The 20557-nt window shown below is 65.5% G+C and carries 18 protein-coding genes; 7 read left to right on the top strand and 11 right to left on the bottom strand.

Features of this window, described 5'->3' with window-relative positions; translation table 11 throughout:
* Positions 1 to 45: 45 nt before the first annotated feature.
* Together B4M43_RS10400 and ompR are read right to left on the bottom strand one after the other, a co-directional pair.
* Positions 46 to 1359 (bottom strand): ATP-binding protein, encoded by a 1314-nt coding sequence (locus tag B4M43_RS10400; RefSeq protein ID WP_296266706.1) that lies wholly within the window; start codon positions 1357 to 1359, stop codon positions 46 to 48.
* A gap of 124 nt (positions 1360 to 1483) precedes the next feature.
* Positions 1484 to 2224, bottom strand: a complete 741-nt coding sequence (ompR, locus tag B4M43_RS10405; protein ID WP_296266708.1) for a two-component system response regulator OmpR — start codon at positions 2222 to 2224, stop codon at positions 1484 to 1486.
* 229 nt (positions 2225 to 2453) lie between these two features.
* On the opposite strand from ompR, the gene B4M43_RS10410 reads away from it, so the two are divergent.
* From B4M43_RS10410 to B4M43_RS10420, 3 genes are all read left to right on the top strand, one after another.
* Positions 2454 to 4778: a Tex family protein gene (locus B4M43_RS10410; protein ID WP_296266709.1), complete on the top strand. Its 2325-nt coding sequence runs from the start codon at positions 2454 to 2456 to the stop codon at positions 4776 to 4778.
* A gap of 220 nt (positions 4779 to 4998) precedes the next feature.
* On the top strand, positions 4999 to 6591 hold the full coding sequence (gene gshA / locus B4M43_RS10415) for a glutamate--cysteine ligase (protein WP_296266712.1): 1593 nt from the start codon (positions 4999 to 5001) through the stop codon (positions 6589 to 6591).
* Positions 6591 to 7217 (top strand): TetR/AcrR family transcriptional regulator, encoded by a 627-nt coding sequence (locus tag B4M43_RS10420; RefSeq protein ID WP_296266714.1) that lies wholly within the window; start codon positions 6591 to 6593, stop codon positions 7215 to 7217. Before gshA ends, B4M43_RS10420 begins: the two co-directional genes overlap by 1 nt.
* A 43-nt stretch (positions 7218 to 7260) precedes the next feature.
* Here the strand turns inward: B4M43_RS10420 and B4M43_RS10425 are convergent, their stop codons facing one another.
* The 8 genes from B4M43_RS10425 to B4M43_RS10460 all read right to left on the bottom strand — a co-directional run bounded on the left by B4M43_RS10425 (position 7261) and on the right by B4M43_RS10460 (position 14297).
* The gene (locus B4M43_RS10425) at positions 7261 to 7476 is read right to left on the bottom strand and encodes a TOBE domain-containing protein (protein ID WP_027595183.1); all 216 of its coding nucleotides are present in this window, start codon (positions 7474 to 7476) and stop codon (positions 7261 to 7263) included.
* Positions 7477 to 7513: 37 nt separating this feature from the next.
* Positions 7514 to 8326 (bottom strand): aliphatic sulfonates ABC transporter ATP-binding protein, encoded by an 813-nt coding sequence (gene ssuB / locus B4M43_RS10430; RefSeq protein ID WP_296266723.1) that lies wholly within the window; start codon positions 8324 to 8326, stop codon positions 7514 to 7516.
* Positions 8323 to 9120 (bottom strand): aliphatic sulfonate ABC transporter permease SsuC, encoded by a 798-nt coding sequence (gene ssuC, locus B4M43_RS10435; protein WP_296266725.1) that lies wholly within the window; start codon positions 9118 to 9120, stop codon positions 8323 to 8325. The genes ssuB and ssuC overlap by 4 nt, the downstream gene beginning before the upstream one ends.
* 10 nt (positions 9121 to 9130) lie before the next feature.
* A complete protein-coding gene (gene ssuD / locus B4M43_RS10440; protein ID WP_296266727.1) occupies positions 9131 to 10279 on the bottom strand; it encodes an FMNH2-dependent alkanesulfonate monooxygenase in 1149 nt (382 codons plus the stop codon).
* Between the two features lie 57 nt (positions 10280 to 10336).
* Positions 10337 to 11302 (bottom strand): sulfonate ABC transporter substrate-binding protein, encoded by a 966-nt coding sequence (locus B4M43_RS10445; protein WP_296266729.1) that lies wholly within the window; start codon positions 11300 to 11302, stop codon positions 10337 to 10339.
* A gap of 92 nt (positions 11303 to 11394) precedes the next feature.
* Positions 11395 to 11988 (bottom strand): NADPH-dependent FMN reductase, encoded by a 594-nt coding sequence (gene ssuE, locus B4M43_RS10450; protein WP_296266730.1) that lies wholly within the window; start codon positions 11986 to 11988, stop codon positions 11395 to 11397.
* Between the two features lie 187 nt (positions 11989 to 12175).
* Complete coding sequence (locus B4M43_RS10455) at positions 12176 to 12814, bottom strand: peroxiredoxin (protein WP_296266732.1); 639 nt, start codon at positions 12812 to 12814, stop codon at positions 12176 to 12178.
* A 166-nt stretch (positions 12815 to 12980) separates the two neighbouring features.
* On the bottom strand, positions 12981 to 14297 hold the full coding sequence (locus B4M43_RS10460; protein WP_296266734.1) for an OprD family outer membrane porin: 1317 nt from the start codon (positions 14295 to 14297) through the stop codon (positions 12981 to 12983).
* 451 nt (positions 14298 to 14748) lie between these two features.
* Between B4M43_RS10460 and tauA the strand changes: the two genes are divergently transcribed.
* From tauA to tauD, 4 genes are all read left to right on the top strand, one after another.
* On the top strand, positions 14749 to 15720 hold the full coding sequence (tauA, locus tag B4M43_RS10465; RefSeq protein WP_296266736.1) for a taurine ABC transporter substrate-binding protein: 972 nt from the start codon (positions 14749 to 14751) through the stop codon (positions 15718 to 15720).
* Between the two features lie 15 nt (positions 15721 to 15735).
* A complete protein-coding gene (gene tauB / locus B4M43_RS10470) occupies positions 15736 to 16530 on the top strand; it encodes a taurine ABC transporter ATP-binding subunit (protein ID WP_296266737.1) in 795 nt (264 codons plus the stop codon).
* Positions 16527 to 17366 carry a taurine ABC transporter permease TauC gene (gene tauC / locus B4M43_RS10475; RefSeq protein WP_296266739.1) on the top strand — a complete coding sequence of 280 codons (840 nt, stop codon included), beginning with the start codon at positions 16527 to 16529 and terminating at the stop codon, positions 17364 to 17366. Before tauB ends, tauC begins: the two co-directional genes overlap by 4 nt.
* Before the next feature lie 121 nt (positions 17367 to 17487).
* Positions 17488 to 18321 (top strand): taurine dioxygenase, encoded by an 834-nt coding sequence (tauD, locus tag B4M43_RS10480; RefSeq protein WP_296266741.1) that lies wholly within the window; start codon positions 17488 to 17490, stop codon positions 18319 to 18321.
* 122 nt (positions 18322 to 18443) lie between these two features.
* Here the strand turns inward: tauD and betT are convergent, their stop codons facing one another.
* Positions 18444 to 20453, bottom strand: a complete 2010-nt coding sequence (gene betT / locus B4M43_RS10485; RefSeq protein ID WP_296266744.1) for a choline transporter BetT — start codon at positions 20451 to 20453, stop codon at positions 18444 to 18446.
* Positions 20454 to 20557 lie beyond the last annotated feature (104 nt).

Below are 20557 nucleotides of genomic sequence, written 5' to 3' on the forward strand. Positions count from 1 at the left end.
CGACAAGGCCCGATACGTATCGGGCCTTTTCATTTCGGCAGTGGGTCAGACGGCGTTGCGCGGAAGCATCAACCCCAGGGGCAAGCGCACCCGCGCTTCGATACCGCCGCCCGAGCGGTTGCGCAGTTCGACATTGCCGCCGTGCTGCGCGGCGATCCGTTTGACGATGGCCAGCCCCAGGCCGGTGCCCTTGCCGCCCCGCGCCCGGTCGCCACGGATGAACGGGTTGAAGATGCTTTGCAGCTCCGATTCGTCGATGCCGGTGCCGCGGTCGAGCACGCTCAGCACCACATAGGGCGCGCTGTGGTCGCCGGACACATAGGCCGCGACCTCCACGCCCTGCCCGGCATGGTGCAGGGCATTGCCGATCAGGTTGTCGAGCATGCGCTTGAGCGATATCCGCCGCAGCGGAAACGGCGGAATCGGCTCCAGGCACAGGCGCACCCGCTCTTCGGGTTGGTTGTAGGGGTCGACCACGTCGTGGATCAGGTCGTTGAGGTCGAGTTCTTCGACCGGCTCGTCGCGGCCATCGCGGATGAAGGCCAGAAACTGGTCGAGGATGGCGTCCATGTCTTCGATGTCGCGCACCATGTCGTCGGCCAGATCGCCCTCCGAGCCCATCAGCGACAACGACAGCCGCAACCGCGTCAAGGGTGTGCGCAGGTCGTGGGAGACCCCGGCCAGCATCAGCTCGCGCTCGCGCCCGGCCTGTTCGACGTCTTCGGCCATCTGGTTGAACGAGCGATAGACCTCGGCCATTTCGCTGGGCGTATCGCTGATCGGCAGGCGCACGCTGCGCCCCTGGCCCAGCTGCCGGGCGGCGAACACCAGGCGCTTGAGCGGTTGGTTGAGCTGACGCACGAAGATCCACGCCGACGCCGTGGACAGCAGGCCGATGGCCAGGAACCAGCCCAGCACGTTCCAGATCTTCTGCCCGCGTAGCGGGTGCGGGTACAACGGCACCTTGAGCCAGCCCGGCCCCAGGCTCGGCGCGTTGACCCACAGCGCGGGCGGTGCGTGGATGCGCAGCCGCACCTCGGTGTCCTCGCCCAGCTCGGCCTGCATCTGGCGCTGGTAGATCTCGCTGTACGGCCAGTGCTGCTCGCCCTCGGGCACCCCGGCGCCGGTCACGCGGATCAGCCCGGCCGCTTCGGCGATGCGGTCGCGGTTCTCTTCGTCCGCCGCCCAATACGCGCGCAGGGTCAGGGCCACGCCATGGCTGTACTGGCGGTCGACCAGCACGTCTTCGTTCATCAGCAGGTACACCAATGTCAGTGCCTTGGAGAACAGCACGACGATCAGCACCAGCCAGAGGGTGCGGGAGAAGAAGCTTTGCGGAAACCAGAGGGGCGTTTTCATCGGCACGACTACTGTGGGGCAAGGCCGAGACGCGCTCGACGAAATGGCAGGATGGATACAGACGCAAGCAGGGCGACCCCTGGGGATCGCCCTGCTGCTGGACCGTCGCCCTGCCGGCGGCGCTTCATTTGCCGGCGTTGCCGTCCGGCACGAAGACATAACCCACGCCCCAGACGGTCTGGATGTAGCGCGGCTTGGACGGGTCGGGCTCGATCATGCGGCGCAGGCGCGAGATCTGCACGTCGATGGAGCGCTCCAGCGCATCCCATTCGCGGCCACGGGCCAGGTTCATCAGCTTGTCGCGGGTCAGCGGCTCGCGGGCGTGCATGACCAGCGCCTTGAGCACGGCGAATTCGCCCGTGGTGAGCATGTGGGTTTCGTCGCCGCGCTTGAGCTCGCGGGTGGCCAGCGACAGCTCGTAGTCGCCGAAGGTGACGGTTTCGTCTTCGCTGCCCGGCGCGCCCGGTACACTGGGCGACTGCCGGCGCAGCACGGCTTTGACCCGGGCGACCAGTTCGTCGGGGTTGAACGGTTTGGCCAGGTAGTCGTCGGCGCCCAGCTCCAGACCCTTGATGCGGCTCAGTTCGTCGCCCTTGGCGGTGAGCATGATGATCGGGATCTGGTTGTTAGAGGCACGCAGACGACGGCAGGCCGACAGGCCGTCTTCGCCGGGAAGCATGAGGTCGAGCACCACCAGGTTGAAGACTTCGCGCGCCAGCAAGCGGTCCATGTGCTCGACGTTGGGCACCGCGCGCACGCGATAGCCCTTGCTGGTGAAGAAACGCTCGAGCAGGCTGCTCAACCCGGGATCGTCATCGACGATGAGAATCTTCTCGCCTTCAACGTTGTTCGCAGTGCCACTCATGAATAGCTCCTCTGATGTCGGTGCGCATTATGGCGTAGCCGTTAAAGGCGCGTGTTCGGTGCATTGTTAACAGATTTTTCCCAAGGTGCCACTTCCCTGCCTCCGGCGCTGGCCTGAGGCTATCACCGCACGCCGGACGCGATGGGTATAATGCGCCGCTTTCATCGCGGTGGCCGGCGCCGGGCGCCTTCCGCAGCCTTCAGTATTCACACATTGTCAGGTGGTTTTCATGGACAGCATCAACAGCCGTATCGCCGAGGAACTGGGCGTTCGCCCACAACAGGTCGAGGCGGCCGTGGCCCTGTTGGACGAAGGCTCGACGGTGCCCTTCATCGCCCGTTACCGCAAAGAAGTCACCGGCAGCCTCGACGACACCCAGTTGCGCCACCTCGACGAACGCCTGCGCTACCTGCGCGAACTCGACGAGCGCCGTGCCAGCATCCTGTCCAGCATCCAGGAGCAAGGTAAGCTGACCCCGGAGCTGGCCCGCGACATCAACCTGGCCGACACCAAGACGCGCCTCGAAGACCTCTACCTGCCCTACAAGCAAAAGCGCCGCACCAAGGGCCAGATCGCCCTGGAAGCCGGCCTCGGCGAGCTGGCCGACACCCTCTTCGACGACCCGCAACGCGCGCCGGAAAGCGAAGCGGCGCGCTTCGTCGACGCCGACAAAGGCGTGGCCGACGTCAAGGCCGCGCTGGAAGGCGCCAAGTACATCCTCATGGAGCGCTTCGCCGAGGACGCCGCGCTGCTCGAGAAGCTGCGTACCTTCCTAAAGCAGGAAGCGGTGCTCAGCGCCCGCCTGGTGCCCGGCAAGGAAGAGGAAGGCGCCAAGTTCCGCGACTACTTCGCCCACGACGAAGTGCTGCGCAACGTCCCCTCGCACCGCGCCCTGGCGATCTTCCGCGGGCGCAACGAAGGCGTGCTGGGCGCGGCGCTCAAAGTCGGCGAGGAACTGCCCGGCACGCTGCACCCGTGCGAGCTGATGATCGGCCAGCACGTGGGCATCGCGCAGCAGGGCCGCCCGGCCGACAAATGGCTGGCCGAAGTGGTGCGCTGGACCTGGAAGGTCAAGCTCTACACCAGCCTGGAAACCGACCTGTTCGGCGAGCTGCGCGAGAAGGCCGAGAGCGAGGCGATCAACGTCTTCGCCCACAACCTGCACGACCTGCTGCTGGCCGCCCCCGCCGGCCCGCGCACCACCCTGGGCCTGGACCCTGGCCTGCGCACCGGCTGCAAGGTGGCCGTGGTCGATGCCACCGGCAAGCTGCTCGACACCGCCACCGTCTACCCGCACGCGCCGCGCAACGACTGGGACCGCACCCTCGCCGTGCTGGCCGCGCTGTGCGCCAAGCACTCGGTGGAACTGCTGGCCATCGGCAACGGCACCGCCAGCCGCGAGACCGACAAGCTGGCGGCCGATCTGATCAAGCTTTACCCGGCCCTGAAAATGACCAAGGTCATGGTCTCCGAGGCCGGCGCCTCGGTGTATTCGGCCTCGGAACTGGCCGCCCGCGAATTCCCCGACCTGGACGTGTCGATCCGTGGCGCGGTGTCCATCGCCCGCCGCTTGCAGGACCCGCTGGCCGAGCTGGTGAAGATCGACCCCAAATCCATCGGCGTCGGCCAGTACCAGCACGATGTGTCGCAACTCAAACTGGCGCGCGGCCTGGACGCGGTGGTCGAAGACTGCGTGAACGCCGTGGGCGTGGACGTCAACACCGCCTCGGTGGCGCTGCTCACGCGCATCTCCGGGCTCAACGCCACCCTGGCGCAGAACATCGTCGCCCACCGCGACGCCAACGGCCCGTTCGCCACCCGCGCAGCGCTGAAGAAGGTCAGCCGCCTGGGCGAGAAGACCTTCGAGCAGGCCGCAGGCTTCCTGCGCGTGATGAACGGCGACAACCCGCTCGACGCCTCGGCGGTGCACCCGGAGGCCTACCCGCTGGTGCAGCGCATCGCCGCCAACACCGACCGCGACATCCGCTCGCTGATCGGCGACAGCGGCTTCCTCAAGCGCCTGGACCCCAAGCGTTTCACCGACGAAACCTTCGGCCTGCCGACCGTCACCGACATCCTCCAGGAACTGGACAAGCCCGGCCGCGACCCGCGCCCGGAGTTCAAGACCGCGACCTTCCAGGACGGCGTCGAAGACCTCAAGGACCTGCAACCGGGCATGATCCTCGAAGGCGTGGTGACCAACGTCACCAACTTCGGCGCCTTCGTCGACATCGGCGTGCACCAGGACGGCCTGGTACACATCTCGGCGCTGTCGGAGAAGTTCGTCAAGGACCCGCGCGAAGCGGTCAAGGCCGGCGACGTGGTCAAGGTCAAGGTCATGGAAGTGGACATCCCGCGCAAGCGCGTGGGCCTGTCGATGCGCATGGGCGACACCCCGGGCGAGAAGGTCGACGGCCCGCGCGGCGGCAACCGCGGCAGTGCCGGCAATCGCCCGCAGCAGGCGCCGCGCCCGCGTGAGACCGCCACCCCGGCACCGGCCAACAACGCCATGGCGTCGCTGTTCGCCAATGCCCGGCAACTGAAGAAGAAGTGACCCTCGACGCCGACGTGCCCGCACGCGACAGGCACGTCGGCGACGCATGGGGAACCTTCTTCCGCCGCTAGCTCACCAACGGGTATCTACGGTATTTTTCGAGGGTATTTTCGATAGTGCCGGGGCACTGCCGGAACGCGTAATCAGGCGACAACGCCAGTTCCTTTTTACCTACCCTTGTAGACCGTCACCTCTACCCCCATAGTGGGGCGACTGACGCGTGAAGGAATCCATCTTGAGCGACCTCCTCAACCGCCGCCTGAGCCTGCTCGGCGCCAATCTTCCTCTGCTCGCGCAGTGCCTTCACGGCATCGAACGTGAATGCCTCCGGGTGACCGCCGACGGTCGCCTGGCCCAGACGCCGCACCCCCACACCCTGGGTTCGGCGCTGACCAACGAGCAGATCACCACCGACTATTCCGAATCGCTGCTCGAATTCATCACCCCTGCCCTGGCCGATCCGGCCCAGGTGCTGGACCAGCTCGAAGAGATCCACCGTTTCGTCTACACACGGCTCGGCGACGAGTACCTGTGGAGCCCTTCGATGCCCTGCCCGCTGCCGACCGAGGAAAACATCCCGATCGCCGAGTACGGCACCTCGAACATCGGCCAGCTCAAGCACGTGTACCGCAAGGGCCTGGCTCTGCGCTACGGCCGCACCATGCAGTGCATCGCCGGCATCCACTACAACTTCTCCTTGCCCGAAGCCCTGTGGCCTTTGCTACGCGACGACGAAAGCAGCGAGGAAAGCGACCGCGATTTGCAGTCGCGCATGTACATCGGCCTGATCCGCAACTTCCGCCGCTACAGCTGGCTGTTGATGTACCTGTTCGGCGCCTCGCCGGCGTTGGACGCAGGCTTCCTGCGCGGCCGCGCGCACCAGCTGGAAACCTTCGACGCCAATACCCTGTACCTGCCCTACGCCACCAGCCTGCGCATGAGCGACCTGGGCTACCAGAGCGAAGCCCAGGCGTCCCTCACGCCGTGCTACAACGACCTGGAAAGCTACACCGACAGCCTGCGCCAGGCCGTGGCCACGCCCTACCCGCCCTACGTCGAGGTGGGCACGCACAAGGACGGCGAATGGGTGCAGCTCAACACCAACGTGCTGCAGATCGAAAACGAGTACTACTCCAACATCCGCCCCAAGCGCGTCGCCTACACCGGCGAACGCCCGATCCAGGCTCTGGTCGCGCGCGGCGTGCAGTACGTCGAAGTGCGCTGCCTGGACATCAACCCCTTCCTGCCGACAGGCATCGACCTGCCGCAGTCGCGCTTCCTCGACGCCTTCCTGCTGCTCTGCGCGCTGGACGACAGCCCACAGCTGACCAATGGCGAATGCGCACAGTGCTCGAACAATTTCCTCGCCGTGGTCAAGGAAGGCCGCCGTCCAGGGCTGGAACTGCACCGCGACGGCCAGGCGATCGCCATGAAGGGATGGGCCAACGAGCTGCTCGCGCGCATCGCGCCGTTCGCCGAGCGGCTGGACCAGAGCCACGGCGGCGGCGAGCACGTCAGTGCCTTGGCCCTGCAACAGGCCAAAGTCGAAGACGCGTCCCTGACCCCATCGGCGCGCGTGCTGGCCGCCATGCAGCAGCACGGTGAAGGCTTCACCGCGTTCTCCATGCGCCAGACCCTGGCCCACGCCGAGGCCCTGCGCAGCAAGCCGCTGGATGCCGAACGCCAGCAGCACTTCGAAGCACTGGCGCGCAATTCCCTGGTCGAGCAGACGCGCCTGGAGCAGGAGGAAGTCGGTGATTTCGACCTGTTCGTCGGTTCCTACCAGGCCAGCATCCTGGCAATCAGTACCTGATGAACCGCGTTGCGGGCCCGCGCCGGCCGCGGGCCAGCAGCCAGGCGAGGATCGAAGCGATCCTCGCCGCGGCGCGCGAACTGTTGTCCGAGCAAGGCGTCGGCGGCTTATCGATCTATGGCGTGGCCGAACGCGCGCAGATTCCGCCTTCGTCGGTGTACCACTTCTTCGCCAGCGTCCCGGCGCTGCTCCAGGCCCTGACCGCCGACATCCACCGCGCCTTCCGCGCCGCCTTGCAAGCCCCCATAGAGCCCGACACCCTGCACACCTGGCACGACCTGGCACGCCTGATCGAGCGCCGCACCCAGGCCATCTATGGCGAGGACGCCGCCGCACGCCAGTTGATCCTGGCCCAGCATGGGTTGAGTGAGGTGAGCAATGCCGATCGACAGCACGACGTGGAGCTGGACGGCTTGATGCGGGCCGTGTTCGACCGGCACTTCCAGCTGCCGGCCCTGCCCGAAGATGTGGACGTGTTCGCCCTGGCGATGGCGCTCAGCGACCGGGTCTATGCGCGCTCGATCCAGTTGCACGAACGCATCACGCCGCGCATGGCCGAGGAAGGGATGCGGGTATTCGAGGCGTATCTGGGCTTGTATCTGGCGCCCCACCTGCCCAAACGCTAACCGCGCAGGCGCGGCCGTACCGGCCACGCCCACAGGTCCGCGCTCACAGCTTGGCGATGGACACTTCGGTCGATTTGACGAAGGCGATCACCTCGCTGCCTACCTGCAATTCCAGCTCGCGCACCGAGCGGGTGGTGATCACCGAGGTCACCACGCCGGAAGCGGTCTGCACGTCGATTTCCGACAAGACCGGGCCTTCGAGGATTTCCTTCACGGTGCCTTTGAATTGGTTACGGACGTTGATCGCTTTGATGGTCATGACGGTATTCCTTGAGTAGGGAAACAACGGGAGTGGTTCAGAGCGCCCAACGCAACTGCGTGGGCAAGGGCGCGACAGGCTCTGCGGCAGGCTCGGCGCCCGGCAGCGACATGACGCGGTTCAACACTTCGCTTTCCAGCGCCGCCAGGCGCGGCGAGCCGTGCTGTCTGGGGCGTGGCAGGTCGATTTCCAGGTCCAGGCCGATGGCGCCGTCCTCGATGAGGATCACCCGATCAGCCACGGCTACGGCTTCGTGGACGTCATGGGTGACCAGCAACACGGTGAAACCGTGCTCGCCCCAGAGCCGTTCGATCAGTTGCTGCATTTCGATGCGGGTCAGCGCATCCAGCGCGCCGAGCGGTTCGTCGAGCAACAGCAGACGCGGTTTGTGGATCAGCGCGCGGGCCAAGGCCACGCGCTGCTTCTGGCCACCGGACAGCGCCGCCGGCCATTCGTTGGCGCGTTCTTCCAGGCCCACGGCCTGCAAAGCTTGCAAGGCCTGGGCGCGCCAGTCGCCACTCAGGCCCAGGCCGACGTTGTCGATGACTTTCTTCCAGGGCAGCAGGCGCGCTTCCTGGAACATCAGCCGGGTTTCCTCGCGGGCTTCGGCCAGGGGCGCGGCGCCGGCCAGCAACTGCCCGGCCGAGGGTTGGTCGAGGCCGGCCAGCAAGCGCAGCAGGGTGCTCTTGCCGCAGCCGCTGCGCCCGACGATGGCGACGAACTGCCCCGCCGGAATCTGCAGGTCGATGCCTTGCAGCACGTCGCGTTGGCCGAAGGTCTTGCGCAGTTGCCGGACCGCCAGGGGAATGCCGCGCAGCAGCTGCGCCGGTTGTGATGCGAGCACGGTCATGCGCCCTCCTTCTTCTGCACTTGGTAGGCCGGGTGCCAGCGCAGCCAGGCCCGTTCCAGGCCGCGAGCGGCGAGGTCGGCGAGTTTGCCGAGCACGGCGTAGAGCACGATGGCCAGCACCACCACGTCGGTTTGCAGGAATTCGCGGGCGTTCATCGCCAGATAACCGATGCCGGCGTTGGCCGAAATGGTTTCGGCGACGATCAGGGTCAGCCACATGAAGCCCAGGGCGAAGCGCACGCCGACCAGGATCGACGGCAAGGCACCGGGCAGGATCACCTGGCGGAACAGGCCGAAGCCCGACAGGCCATAGCTGCGCGCCATCTCCACCAGGGCCGGGTCGACGCTGCGAATGCCGTGGTAGGTGTTGAGGTAGATCGGGAACAGCGTGCCCAAGGCGACCAGGAAGATCTTCGCTGACTCATCAATGCCGAACCACAGGATCACCAGGGGAATCAACGCCAGGTGCGGCACGTTGCGGATCATCTGCACGGAACTGTCGAGCAGGCGTTCGCCCCAGTTCGACAGGCCGGTGATGAAGCCCAGCACCAGGCCGATGCTGCCGCCAATGAAGAAGCCCAGCCCGGCGCGCCAGCCGCTGATGGCCAGGTGCGTCCAGATCTCGCCGCTGCGCACCAGCTCGACGCCGGCGCTGACCACAGCGCTCGGCGCGGGCAGGATGCGCGTCGACAGCCAGCCGGCAGTCACCGCCAGTTGCCACAGCGCCAGCAACAGCACCGGCAGAGCCCAGGGCGCCAGGCGCTGGGCGAGCGTGTTCGAATTCGTTCGGCTCATGCTCGGCCCCTCAGCTCTGCGACGCGGCTTTGGGCAGGATGTCGTTGGCCACCATCTCGCCGAACGGGCTCACGTAGCCGCCCGTCTTGGGTTGCTCGGGGCGCTGCACGTCCAGGTGCGGGAACAGCAGTTCGGCCACCCGGTAGGATTCTTCCAGGTGTGGATAACCCGAGAAGATGAAGGTGTCGATGCCCAGCTCGGCGTACTCCTTGACCCGCGCCGCCACCGTCGGCCCATCGCCGACCAGCGCGGTGCCGGCACCGCCACGCACCAGGCCCACGCCGGCCCACAGGTTGGGGCTGACTTCCAGGTTGTCGCGTTTGCCGCCATGCAGCGCGGCCATGCGTTGCTGGCCCACCGAGTCGAAGCGCGCCAGGGACGCCTGGGCGCGGGCGATGGTGTCGTCGTCCAGGTGCGCGATCAGGCGGTCGGCGGCAGCCCAGGCCTCGGCGTTGGTTTCGCGCACGATCACGTGCAGGCGGATGCCGAAGCGCACTTCGCGACCTTGGGCGGCCGCCTTGGCGCGCACCTGGGCGATCTTTTCCGCCACCGCCGCCGGCGGCTCGCCCCAGGTCAGGTACAGCTCGACCTGCTCGGCGGCCAGGTCCTGCGCGGCGGCCGACGAGCCGCCGAAATACAGCGGTGGACGTGGTTGCTGCACCGGTGGGTAGAGCAGCTTGGCGCCTTTGACCTGGATGTGCTTGCCGTCGTAGTCGACCGACTCGCCTTCGAGCACCTTGCGCCAGATGCGGGTGAATTCGACCGAGGCCTCGTAACGCTCTTCGTGGTTCAGGTGCAGGCCATCGCCGGCCAGCTCGTCCGGATCGCCGCCGGTGACCAGGTTGAACAGCGCACGGCCGTTGGACAGGCGGTCGAGGGTCGCCGCCTGGCGGGCGGCCACGGTCGGCGAGATGATGCCGGGGCGCAGCGCGACCAGGAACTTCAGGCGCTGGGTCACCGGAATCAACGACGCGGCCACCAGCCAGGAGTCTTCGCACGAGCGCCCGGTAGGGATCAGCACGCCGCCGAAGCCCAGACGGTCGGCGGCCTGGGCCACCTGTTGCAGATAACCGTGGTCGACGGCGCGGGCGCCTTCGGCGGTGCCCAGGTAATGGCCGTCACCGTGGGTGGGCAGGAACCAGAAAATGTTCAGGCTCATTGGAGCGGTCTCCTCAAGAGTGGCCCTGCCGGCAGCGCGCCGCAGGGCAGGATCGAATCAAGGCGCGGTGGCGACCTTGGCAGGTGGGGTCCAGATCACGTCCTTGATGGTCAAGGGCTTGGGAATCAGCTTCAGGGCCTGGAAGGTGTCGGCGATCTTCTGCTGCGCGGCGACCACTTCAGGGGTGATCAACTGGGCGCCGAAGCCTTGGCGTTCCATCGAGGTCAGGGTGATGTCGGCGGGCAGGCCCAACAGCGGGGCGACCTGCGCGGTGACTTCCTGGGGATGGGCCTGGGCCCATTGGCCGACGCTGTTCACTTCTTCGACCAAGGCACTGATCACGGCAGGGTGCTGGTTCGCGTAGCTGCGCGAGGCCAGATAGAACTGGTGGTTGTCGACCAGCTTGTCGCCGTCGCGCAGGGTGCGTGCCTGCAATTGCTGCTCGGCGGCAGCCTGGTACGGGTCCCAGATCACCCAGGCATCGACGCTGCCACGCTCGAAGGCGGCGCGGGCATCGGCGGGGGGCAGGTACACCGGCTGGATGTCGCTGTACTTCAGGCCTGCGTCCTGCAGGGCGCGCACCAGCAGGTAGTGCACGTTGGAGCCTTTGTTCAGGGCGACTTTCTTGCCTTTGAGCTCGGCCACCGACTGGATCTTCGAATCCTTCGGCACCAGGATCGCTTCGCTGTGCGGCGCAGGCGGCTCATAGGCCACGTAGAGCAGGTCGGCACCGGCGGCCTGGGCGAACACGGGCGGGGTTTCGCCGGTCACGCCGAAGTCGATGGAGCCGACGTTGAGCCCTTCGAGCAGCTGCGGGCCGCCGGGAAATTCGTTCCACTGCACCTGGATGCCCTGCTCGGCCAGGCGCTTTTCCAGCGTGCCCTTGGCTTTGAGCAGCACCAGGGTGCCGTATTTCTGATAGCCGATACGCAGGGTTTCGGCCTGGGCTTGGGTAATGACGCCGAAGGACACGGCCGCCGCAAACAGGGCGACCAGACCACGACGCAAGAAGACGGTGCGCATTGGCGCTCTCCTGTACGAATGAGGTTCGGGTTGCACCTGCTTGCCCGTTGGCGGGCGAGTAAGGTGGGAAAAGCAATTACGGGTGTGGCGGGTCAGATGCTCCAGCGAGCGCTGATCAGCCGTTCGTTCAGTACCCCCGGCGCAACCGGTCGCGGACGACGGGCCAGGGCCTGGTGGAAGGTTTCCAGCGAGTCGAGCAAGCGTGCCTGCAAAGCGCCGTCCAGGCGCACTGGGGTGTCGCCTTGTGCGTAGCCGATCTGGCTGTCGTCGGCGAAGATCCCGTGCAGGGTCTCTTGCGCCTTGAGGGCAGACAGCACCGGCTTCAGGGCGTAGTCCACCGCCAGCATGTGGGCGATGCTGCCGCCGGTGGCGATGGGCAGCACGATGCGGTGTTCCAGGGCGCGTTCGGGCAACAGGTCGAGCAGGGTCTTCAAGGCGCCGGAAAACGAGGCCTTGTACACCGGGGTGGCTACGATCACGCCATCGGCCTCGGCCACGGTGTCCTGGAAGTGCTTGACCTGCGGGCTATCGAAGCGGGCATGCAGCAGATCCTCGGCCGCGAAATCGCGCACCTGGAACGTCACCACTTCGACGCCGCGCTCCTGTAGCCATTCCTGCGTCTGCGCGAGCAGTACGCCTGAGCGTGAACGGGTGCTGGGGCTTCCCCCGATGGCGACGACTAGCATGGCAACGCTTCCTCAAGTAGATGGTGCTGACGTTACCAGCCTGCATATATATCTAGAAATCATATTTATTCATTTGGTTATTCTTTTCAGAACTATGCGCTACTGCGTTTCGCCCATGCAAAAAAAAGGGCCGTCGAAACGGCCCGAAAATCCCTGTTTGGCTTGAAGCGGTACCACGGTGCAGCGATTAACGATCCGGTTGCGGAGTCAGGCGCAGGTAAGGTTTGACGGCGCGATAGCCCTTGGGAAAGCGCCGTTTGATTTCGTCTTCGTCCTTCAGCGAAGGCACGATCACCACGTCGTCACCCTGCTGCCAGTTGCCCGGCGTCGCCACCTTGTGGCTGTCGGTCAGTTGCAGCGAATCGATCACGCGCAAAATTTCATGGAAATTGCGCCCGGTGCTGGCCGGGTAGGTGATGGTCAGGCGCACTTTCTTCTGCGGGTCGATGACGAACAGCGAGCGTACGGTGAGGGTGTCGCTGGCATTGGGATGGATCAGGTCGTACAGGTCGGACACCTTGCGGTCGGCGTCGGCGATGATCGGGAAGTTGACCTGGGTCTGCTGGGTTTCGTTGATGTCGTCGATCCAGCGGTGGTGGGACTCGGCCGGGTCGACCGACAAGGCGATGGCCTTGACGCCGCGCTTGGCGAATTCGTCCTTCAGCTTGGCGGTCAGGCCAAGTTCAGTGGTGCACACCGGGGTGAAGTCGGCCGGGTGCGAGAACAGCACGCCCCAGCTGTCTCCGAGCCACTCGTGGAAACGCAGGTTACCGAGGGTGGAGTCCTGCTCGAAATCGGGGGCGATGTCGCCAAGTTTGAGGCTCATGGGTGCGTTTCCTGTGCTGTTCTCTACCAGATGGAAGCCACTGTGCCTGAATCCGGATCAAATAAAAAAGAATCAATAACGATTTATTTATAGCTTTTGGCGATATGAAATTCGACCTGTAAAAAAGCCCTGCACCAGGCAGGGCTTGTTGCTTTGCAGCTACGCCTTACAGGAAGTTGTAGGTGTAGTTGAAGATCAGACGGGTCTGGTCCTGGTCCGCCAGCGAGCTGGTGCCAGCACCGCGGTACACGCCGTGGCGCAGGCTGGTGCCCAGGCCTTTGAGCGGGCCTTGCTGGATCACGTAGTCGATCCGCGCATCGCGTTCCCACTCGCTGAAGGTGCCGTTGCCGTTGGCGTTCTTGCCGTCTTCGCCCTTGAGGTAGGAGACCGACGCCTTCAGGCCCGGAACGCCCAAGCCTGCGAAGTCGTAGGCGTACTGACCGAAGGTGGTGTTCTCACCGGCCTTGGCGAACTGGTTGATCATGCTGTCGGTGAACAGGTAGAAGCTCGAGCCGCCCGCACCTTCGTTGGCCAGGCTGCCCTGGTTGAGCCAGACGAAGCCGCCGTCGTCGTTCACGCGCTGGTGGCCCAACAGGAACGAGTTGCCGCCCAGGGTGTAGGTGAAGATCGCCGACCAGGTCTTGTTGTCGACCTCGCCCGGAGTCTTGGCGTAGCCGCCGTTGTTGTTGAAGCGGTAGCCGGCGTCGCCGTTCTTGCCGTCGCTGCTGCTGTTGAACCAACGCAGGTCGGTCTTGAACGACTGGTCCTTGTCGATCTGGAACAGGTGGGTCGCACCCAGGAAGTGCTGTTTGTAGAAGTCTTCCAGGTTCGAGTAGTAGTACTGCAGGGTCAGGTCTTTGGTCAGCTTGTAGTCCAGACCACCGTAGCGGAACTTGTTGCTTTCCTCGGTACCGCCGTTGACCGACAAACCGGTACGGTTGCTCGACGCACGGCCCATGGCGTGGGTCAGTTGACCGGCGTTGATGGTCAGGTTGTCGATTTCCTTCGACTGGATGGTGGCGCCTTCGAAGGTCTGTGGCAGCAGACGACCGTCGTTCGATACCAGGATCGGCAGGGCCGGTGCCAGCGCGCTACCGAAGTGCGCTTCGGTCTTGGAGAAACGCGCCTTGGCGTTGCCGCCGATACGCGACCACTGATCGGCAGAGCCGTCGCCGTCGTCAGGGAAGAAGCCGCCTTTGTGGTAGCCGCGACCGCCGTCCAGGTGGATGCCCCACAGGGCCTGGGCGTCGAAGCCGAAGCCTACGGTGCCTTGGGTGAAGCCCGAAATGTAATCGAGCTTGAAGCCCTGGCCCGATTCGCGCTGGTCAGGACGCACGGCGCCGTGGGCTTCACGGTTGTTGTTATCGAAATACATGGTGCGCGAGCTGAGCGACAGCTTGCTGTCTTCGACGAAACCGGCGGCGCCGGCCTGTTGCGCAAAAATCCCCAAGGTCACGGCCAGGGCCAGACTCGACTTGTACATGAAGTGCTCCTTTACGTTCTAATTTTTGTGCTTCGCGAAGGCCGGGTCTGTTGCCAGGCTCTTCGTGGTTGGCGATTAGCGCCAAAGCATCCGGGCGAAGTCAATCGTTACAGATCGTTTCGCGACTTTGGTCTAATACGCCAATCGCGCTACAGAATAATGACAATCCGATAAAACCAGAATGCTTGTCTCGATAATCGGTAAGATTTTTCTGGAATAAGGTCTAAACCCTTATAGAGAAGTGATTTAAGCAAGCGGCAATTTATTCCAAAGCGTTGCTGTTATAGGCGGGGAAGGTTTCTGACTTAATCGTTTCACCTAAACCTATTCGGTCCTGCTTTCTCGCCCTCGCACCCGCACCTAAGCTAATTCCCAAAAGTTATTTATTAATAGATTCTTAGATCATTTAGCCTCATCGCCATTCCACCCCGTTCATGATGAGGAACGCTCAATGATCGCCTTTGCCCCCCTGCGCCTGTTCGCCACCCTCAGCCTGCTCGGCGCCAGCTGGATGGCCCAGGCCGCCGACCTCACCGTGGCGTACCAGACCACCGTCGACCCGGCCAAAGTGGCCCAGGCCGACGGCGCCTACGAGAAATCCAGCAAAGCCAGCATCGACTGGCGCAAGTTCGACAACGGTGCCGACGTGATCACCGCCGTGGCCTCGGGCGACGTGCAGATCGGCTACCTGGGTTCCAGCCCTCTGGCCGCCGCCGCCACGCGCAAGCTGCCGATCGAAACCTTCCTCATCGCCACCCAGATCGGTGCCGGCGAGGCGCTGGTCGCGCGCAAGGGCATCGACAGTCCACAGGCGTTGATCGGCAAGAAGATCGCCGTGCCCTTCGTTTCCACCGGTCACTACAGCCTGCTGGCCGCGCTCAAGCAGTGGAACATCGACCCGGCCCAGGTGCAGATCCTCAACCTGGCGCCGCCTGCCATCATCGCCGCCTGGAAGCGCGGCGACATCGACGCCACCTACGTCTGGGACCCAGCTCTGGGCGTGGCCAAGGAAACCGGCAAGGTGCTGGTGACCTCCGGTGAGCTGGCCAGCAAGGGCGCGCCGACCTTCGATGCGTGGATCGTGCGCAAGGATTTCGCCGCCCAGCACCCGGACGTGGTCAAGGCCTTTGCCAAGGTCACCCTCGATGCCTACGCCGACTACCGCCAGGACCCGAACGCCTGGCTGGCCAACCCCGACAACGTGAACAAAGTGGCGCGCCTGTCCGGTGCCAAACCGAGCGACATCCCACTGCTGCTGCAAGGCAACGTCTACCCGCTGGCCGCCGACCAGACCACGGCGCTGGGCGCGCCGACCGTGCAGGCGCTGACCGACACCGCCACCTTCCTCAAGGAGCAGGGCAAGGTCGATGCGGTGCTGCCCGACTACGCGCCGTACGTCAGCGCGCAGTTCATCCCCCACTGATCGCCGGAGCCCGCCATGGCCTTGCTCGAACTGGCGCACGTCAGCGCCCGGTACCCCGGCGCCAGCACTCCGGTGCTGGACGACATCAACCTGAGCCTGGGGCCGCGCCAGTTGCTGGTGGCCCTCGGCCCGTCGGGCAGCGGCAAGACTTCGCTGCTGAACCTGATCGCCGGCTTCGTCGCGCCCAGCGCCGGGCGCATCAGCCTGGACGGCGTGCCGATCACCGGGCCCAGCGCCGAACGCGGCGTGGTGTTCCAGGCCCATGGCCTGCTGCCCTGGCAGGATGTGCTGGGCAATGTCGCCTTCGGCTTGGCGTTGGCCGGCGTACCGCGCGCCGAGCGTGAAGCCAAGGCGCGCGCGATGCTCGACCTGGTCGACCTGAGCGGTTTTGCCGAACGGCGCATCTGGCAGCTGTCGGGCGGCCAGCAACAGCGCGTGGGCCTGGCCCGCGCATTGGCCGCCGACCCACGGGTGCTGTTGATGGACGAGCCGTTCGGCGCCCTGGACGCCTTCACCCGGGAGCAGGTGCAGGAACTGCTGCTGCACCTCTGGCAACGCACCCCCAAACCGATCTTCCTGATCACCCACGACATCGAGGAAGCGGTGTTCCTGGCCACCGACCTGGTGCTGCTGGCGCCTGAGCCCGGGCGCATCGTCGAGCGCCTGCGACTGGACTTCGGCCAGCGCTACGCTGCCGGCGAATCGGCCCGTGCGATCAAGTCCGACCCGGCCTTCATCGCCACCCGCGAGCACGTGCTGGCCAAGGTCTTCGATCAACGCCTCGCCGCCCGCCGTCAGGAGCGCGCATGAACAGCCTGGAACTGCCCTTGAGCCGCGCCACCGATACGCCCCAGCCCACTCCCGTGCGACGTCGGCGCAGCCTGCCCACCCGCTGGATCAGCGTGCTGACCGTGCTCGCCCTGCTGGCGGGCTGGTGGCTGGTCACCGCTGCCGGCTGGGTGGAGCCGCTGTTCCTGCCCTCGCCCGGCGATGTCGTCGCCAAGGCCAGGCAGTTGCTCAGCCAAGGCTACATGGAAGCCAGCCTCTGGCAGCACCTGGGCGCGAGCCTGGGGCGTATCGGTCTGGCCCTGCTGCTGGCCACGCTGAGCGCGATCCCGATCGGCATCGCCATTGGCTACAACCGCGTGGCGCGCGGCATCTTCGACCCGCTGATCGAGTTCTACCGGCCCATCCCACCCTTGGCCTACCTGCCGCTGATCGTGATCTGGTGCGGCATCGGCGAGCTGTCCAAGGTACTGCTGATCTATCTGGCGATCTTCGCGCCGATCGCCATCGCCACGGCCACCGGCGTGCGCACGGTCGACCCGGTCAGGCTGCGCGCGGCGCAGTCGCTAGGCGCCACCCGGCTGCAACTGGTGAAACACGTGATCCTGCCCAGCGCCTTGCCCGACATCCTCACCGGCATCCGCATCGGCCTGGGCGTCGGCTGGTCGACCCTGGTGGCCGCCGAGCTGATCGCCGCCACCCGCGGCCTGGGCTTCATGGTGCAGTCGGCGGCTCAGTTCCTGGTTACCGACGTGGTGGTGCTGGGCATCGTACTGATTGCGGTCATCGCCTTCGCCTTGGAGATGGGCCTGCGCGCCCTGCAACGCAAACTGGTGCCCTGGCACGGCGCCACGCATTGACGCAGCGGACGCTGGCACCACATTCGACGAACGGGCCAAGGCTGCGGACAGCGCAGCAGGCCCGCACCGCCAACGACGCTCGACACCTCGACCCTAACCCCTGACGACGCTGGAGACTTCCATGACCCTGAGCATCTCTCCCCTGGGCACTGCCCTGGGCGCGCAGATCAGCGGTGTCGACCTGGCCGCGGACCTCTCCCCGGCGCAGCGCGATGCCATCGAGCAGGCCTTGCTCGACCACCAGGTGCTGTTCTTTCGCGACCAGCCGCTGACGCCCAACCGGCAGGCGCGCTTCGCCGCACAGTTCGGCGACCTGCACATACACCCGATCTACCCGAAAGTGGCCGACACCCCGCAGGTGCTGATCCTCGACACCGCCGTGACCGACGTGCGCGACAACGCGATCTGGCACACCGACGTGACCTTCCTGCCGACCCCGGCCCTGGGCGCGGTGCTGGCCGCCAAGCACGTGCCGGCCTACGGTGGCGATACCCTGTGGGCCAGTGGCATCGCCGCGTTCGAAGCGCTGTCGGCACCGTTGCGCGGGTTGCTGGAGGGGCTGACCGCCACCCACGACTTCACCCATTCCTTCCCGCTGGAACGCTTCGGCAGCACCGCCGAGGACCTGGCGCGCTGGGAAGCCGCCCGTCGCGACCACCCACCGCTGTCGCACCCGGTGGTGCGCACGCATCCGGTCAGCGGGCGCAAGGCGCTGTTCGTCAACGAAGGCTTCACCACGCGCATCGACGAACTGGCGCCTAGCGAAAGCGAGGCCCTGCTCAAGCTGCTGTTCGCCCACGCGACGCGCCCGGAATTCACCGTGCGCTGGCGTTGGCAGGCCAACGATGTGGCGTTTTGGGACAACCGCGTGACCCAGCATTACGCGGTGGACGACTACCGCCCACAGCGCCGCGTGATGCACCGCGCGACGATTCTGGGGGATGCGCCGTTTTGAGCGGGGCGCGGGCTTCTTTACAAGACCGCGATGCGCAAAGACAGCGCGGGTGACCGGTCTCCCGAATCACCCGCGCGGGCCTGCAGGGCAGGCCGGAGGGAAACGCCAAGCTGCCGCTGGCCTCAACGCACCAGGTGCAGGAACTGCATGTGCCGTTCGTACTGGTCGAGGATGTCGTTGATGATCTGTTCCTTGCTGTAGCCAACCAGGTCGTAGTCCTGGCTGCCTTCGGACAGATGCACCTCGGCGCGGTAGTAACGGCGGTTCTTCAGTTCCTGCGAACCCAGCCCGCCCAAGGCGAAAGACGGCGTGAAGTAGCCGCGCATCTGCACCTGGTAGGTGAACGGCTGCTCCTCGCCGTGGCCGACCTTGAGGCTGACGTTGTCGTGCGCCGGGTCGTCCTGGGTGATGATGGTCAGGCCCTTCTGCTCGAACACCTCGGTGACCTCGCCGATGGCCGGGCGCACCACATCGTCCATGAAGCGGTACACCTCGTCGCGCGACGGGAAGTGCACCACCTGGCTCAGGCGCTGGCGCCAGCCGCCACGGCCTTTGCCGCGCCGTGCCTGGGCCACTGGCGCCAGGGAATGCATCTGCGCGATGCGCCGCTGCGATTCGAGGTAGAAGGCCTTGTGCAGCCCCCACATCATGCACAGCAGAATCAGCGAGAACGGCAGCGACGTCAGCACCACCGCCGACTTCAGCGAATCGATGCTGCCGGCGAACAGCAGGCTGATGGTCACCAGCGCGGTCATGCCGCCCCAGAAGATGCGCAACCAGTTCGGCCCGTCTTCGTCGGCGCTGCCGCCTTTGGCCGACAGCGTCGAAAGCACCACGGTGCCCGAGTCGGCGGAGGTGACGAAGAACACGAAGCTGATGAACACCGTGACGGCGATCACCGCCTTGCTCCAGGGGTAGGTCTCCAGCAGCAGGTAGAGGGTCATCGACGGATTGTCCAGGGCCGACTGGCCGAGCGCCGCCATGCCATGGTTGATCACCTGGTCGAGGGCGCTGTTGCCGAAGATCGACATCCAGGCCAGGGTGAAGCCCAGCGGGATCAGCAGCACACCGAAGACGAACTCGCGGATGGTGCGGCCACGGGAGATGCGCGCGATGAACAGTCCCACGAAGGGCGCCCAAGCGATCCACCAGGCCCAGTAGAACACCGTCCAGCCGCCCAGCCAGTCGCGGTTCTCACCGTAGGCGTAGACGTCGAAGCTCTTGCTCGGCAACGCGCCGAGGTAGTCGCCCAGGTTCTGGATCAGGGTGTTGAGCAAGTGCTGGGTGGGGCCGGCGAACAGCACGAACAGCAGCAGCGCACAGGCCAGGAACAGGTTGATGTCGGACATCAGCCGCACGCCCTTCTCCACCCCGGCCACCGCCACCGCCACGGCGGCGCCGACCATCAGCACGATCAGGCCCACCTGCACCCATTGGCTGTGGCTGATGCCGAACAGGTAGTCGAGCCCCGAGTTCAGGTGCAGCACGCCGAAGCCCAGGTCCGCGCCCAAACCGAACACCGTGGCGATGATGCCGAAGCCGTCGACCGCATAGCCGATCGGACCATTGATGCGCTTGCCGATCAGCGGGTACAGCGCCGAGCGCAAGGCCAGCGGCAGGTTGTGGCGGTAGGCGAAGTACGCCAGGGCCATGCCGACGAAGGCGAACACGCCCCAGCCGTGCAGGCCCCAGTGCAGGAACAGGATCTGCATCGCCTGGCGCCCGGCCTCGGCCGTGCCGCCCTCGCCTTGCGGCGGTTGCAGCATGTGGGTCAACGGTTCGGAGACGCAGAAGAAGAACAGCGTGATGCTGATCCCGGCGGCGAACAGCATGCCGGCCCAGGACAGGTAGCTGAACTCGGGTTCGTCGTGGTCGGCACCGAGCTTGATCTTGCCGTAGCCGGAAATGGCGGTGACCACCACGAAGACCAGATATAGCGTCATGGCCAACATGTAATACCAGCCGACCGTGTTGGCCGCCCAGTTCTGCGCCGCCAGCAGCCAGTCGCCGGCCGCTTGCGGGAAGCTGATGACCACAAGGCCGAACAGCAGGATGACGCTCGCCGCGAAATAGAACACCGGCGGGTTCATGCGGACTTTTTCAGGAACGGTTTCAGGGACCGATGCACTCATGGGCAGTGCACCTCGAAGAGGGGTGGAACGTTCGCAGTGAACGGGTTCAGCAAAGGGAATCCTCCTGTTGAACACCGGCAACAGACCAGCGCGTTTATATTGAA

Origin of the sequence: Pseudomonas sp. UBA6562 (assembly GCF_002434265.1) — a bacterium.
GTDB lineage: Bacteria > Pseudomonadota > Gammaproteobacteria > Pseudomonadales > Pseudomonadaceae > Aquipseudomonas.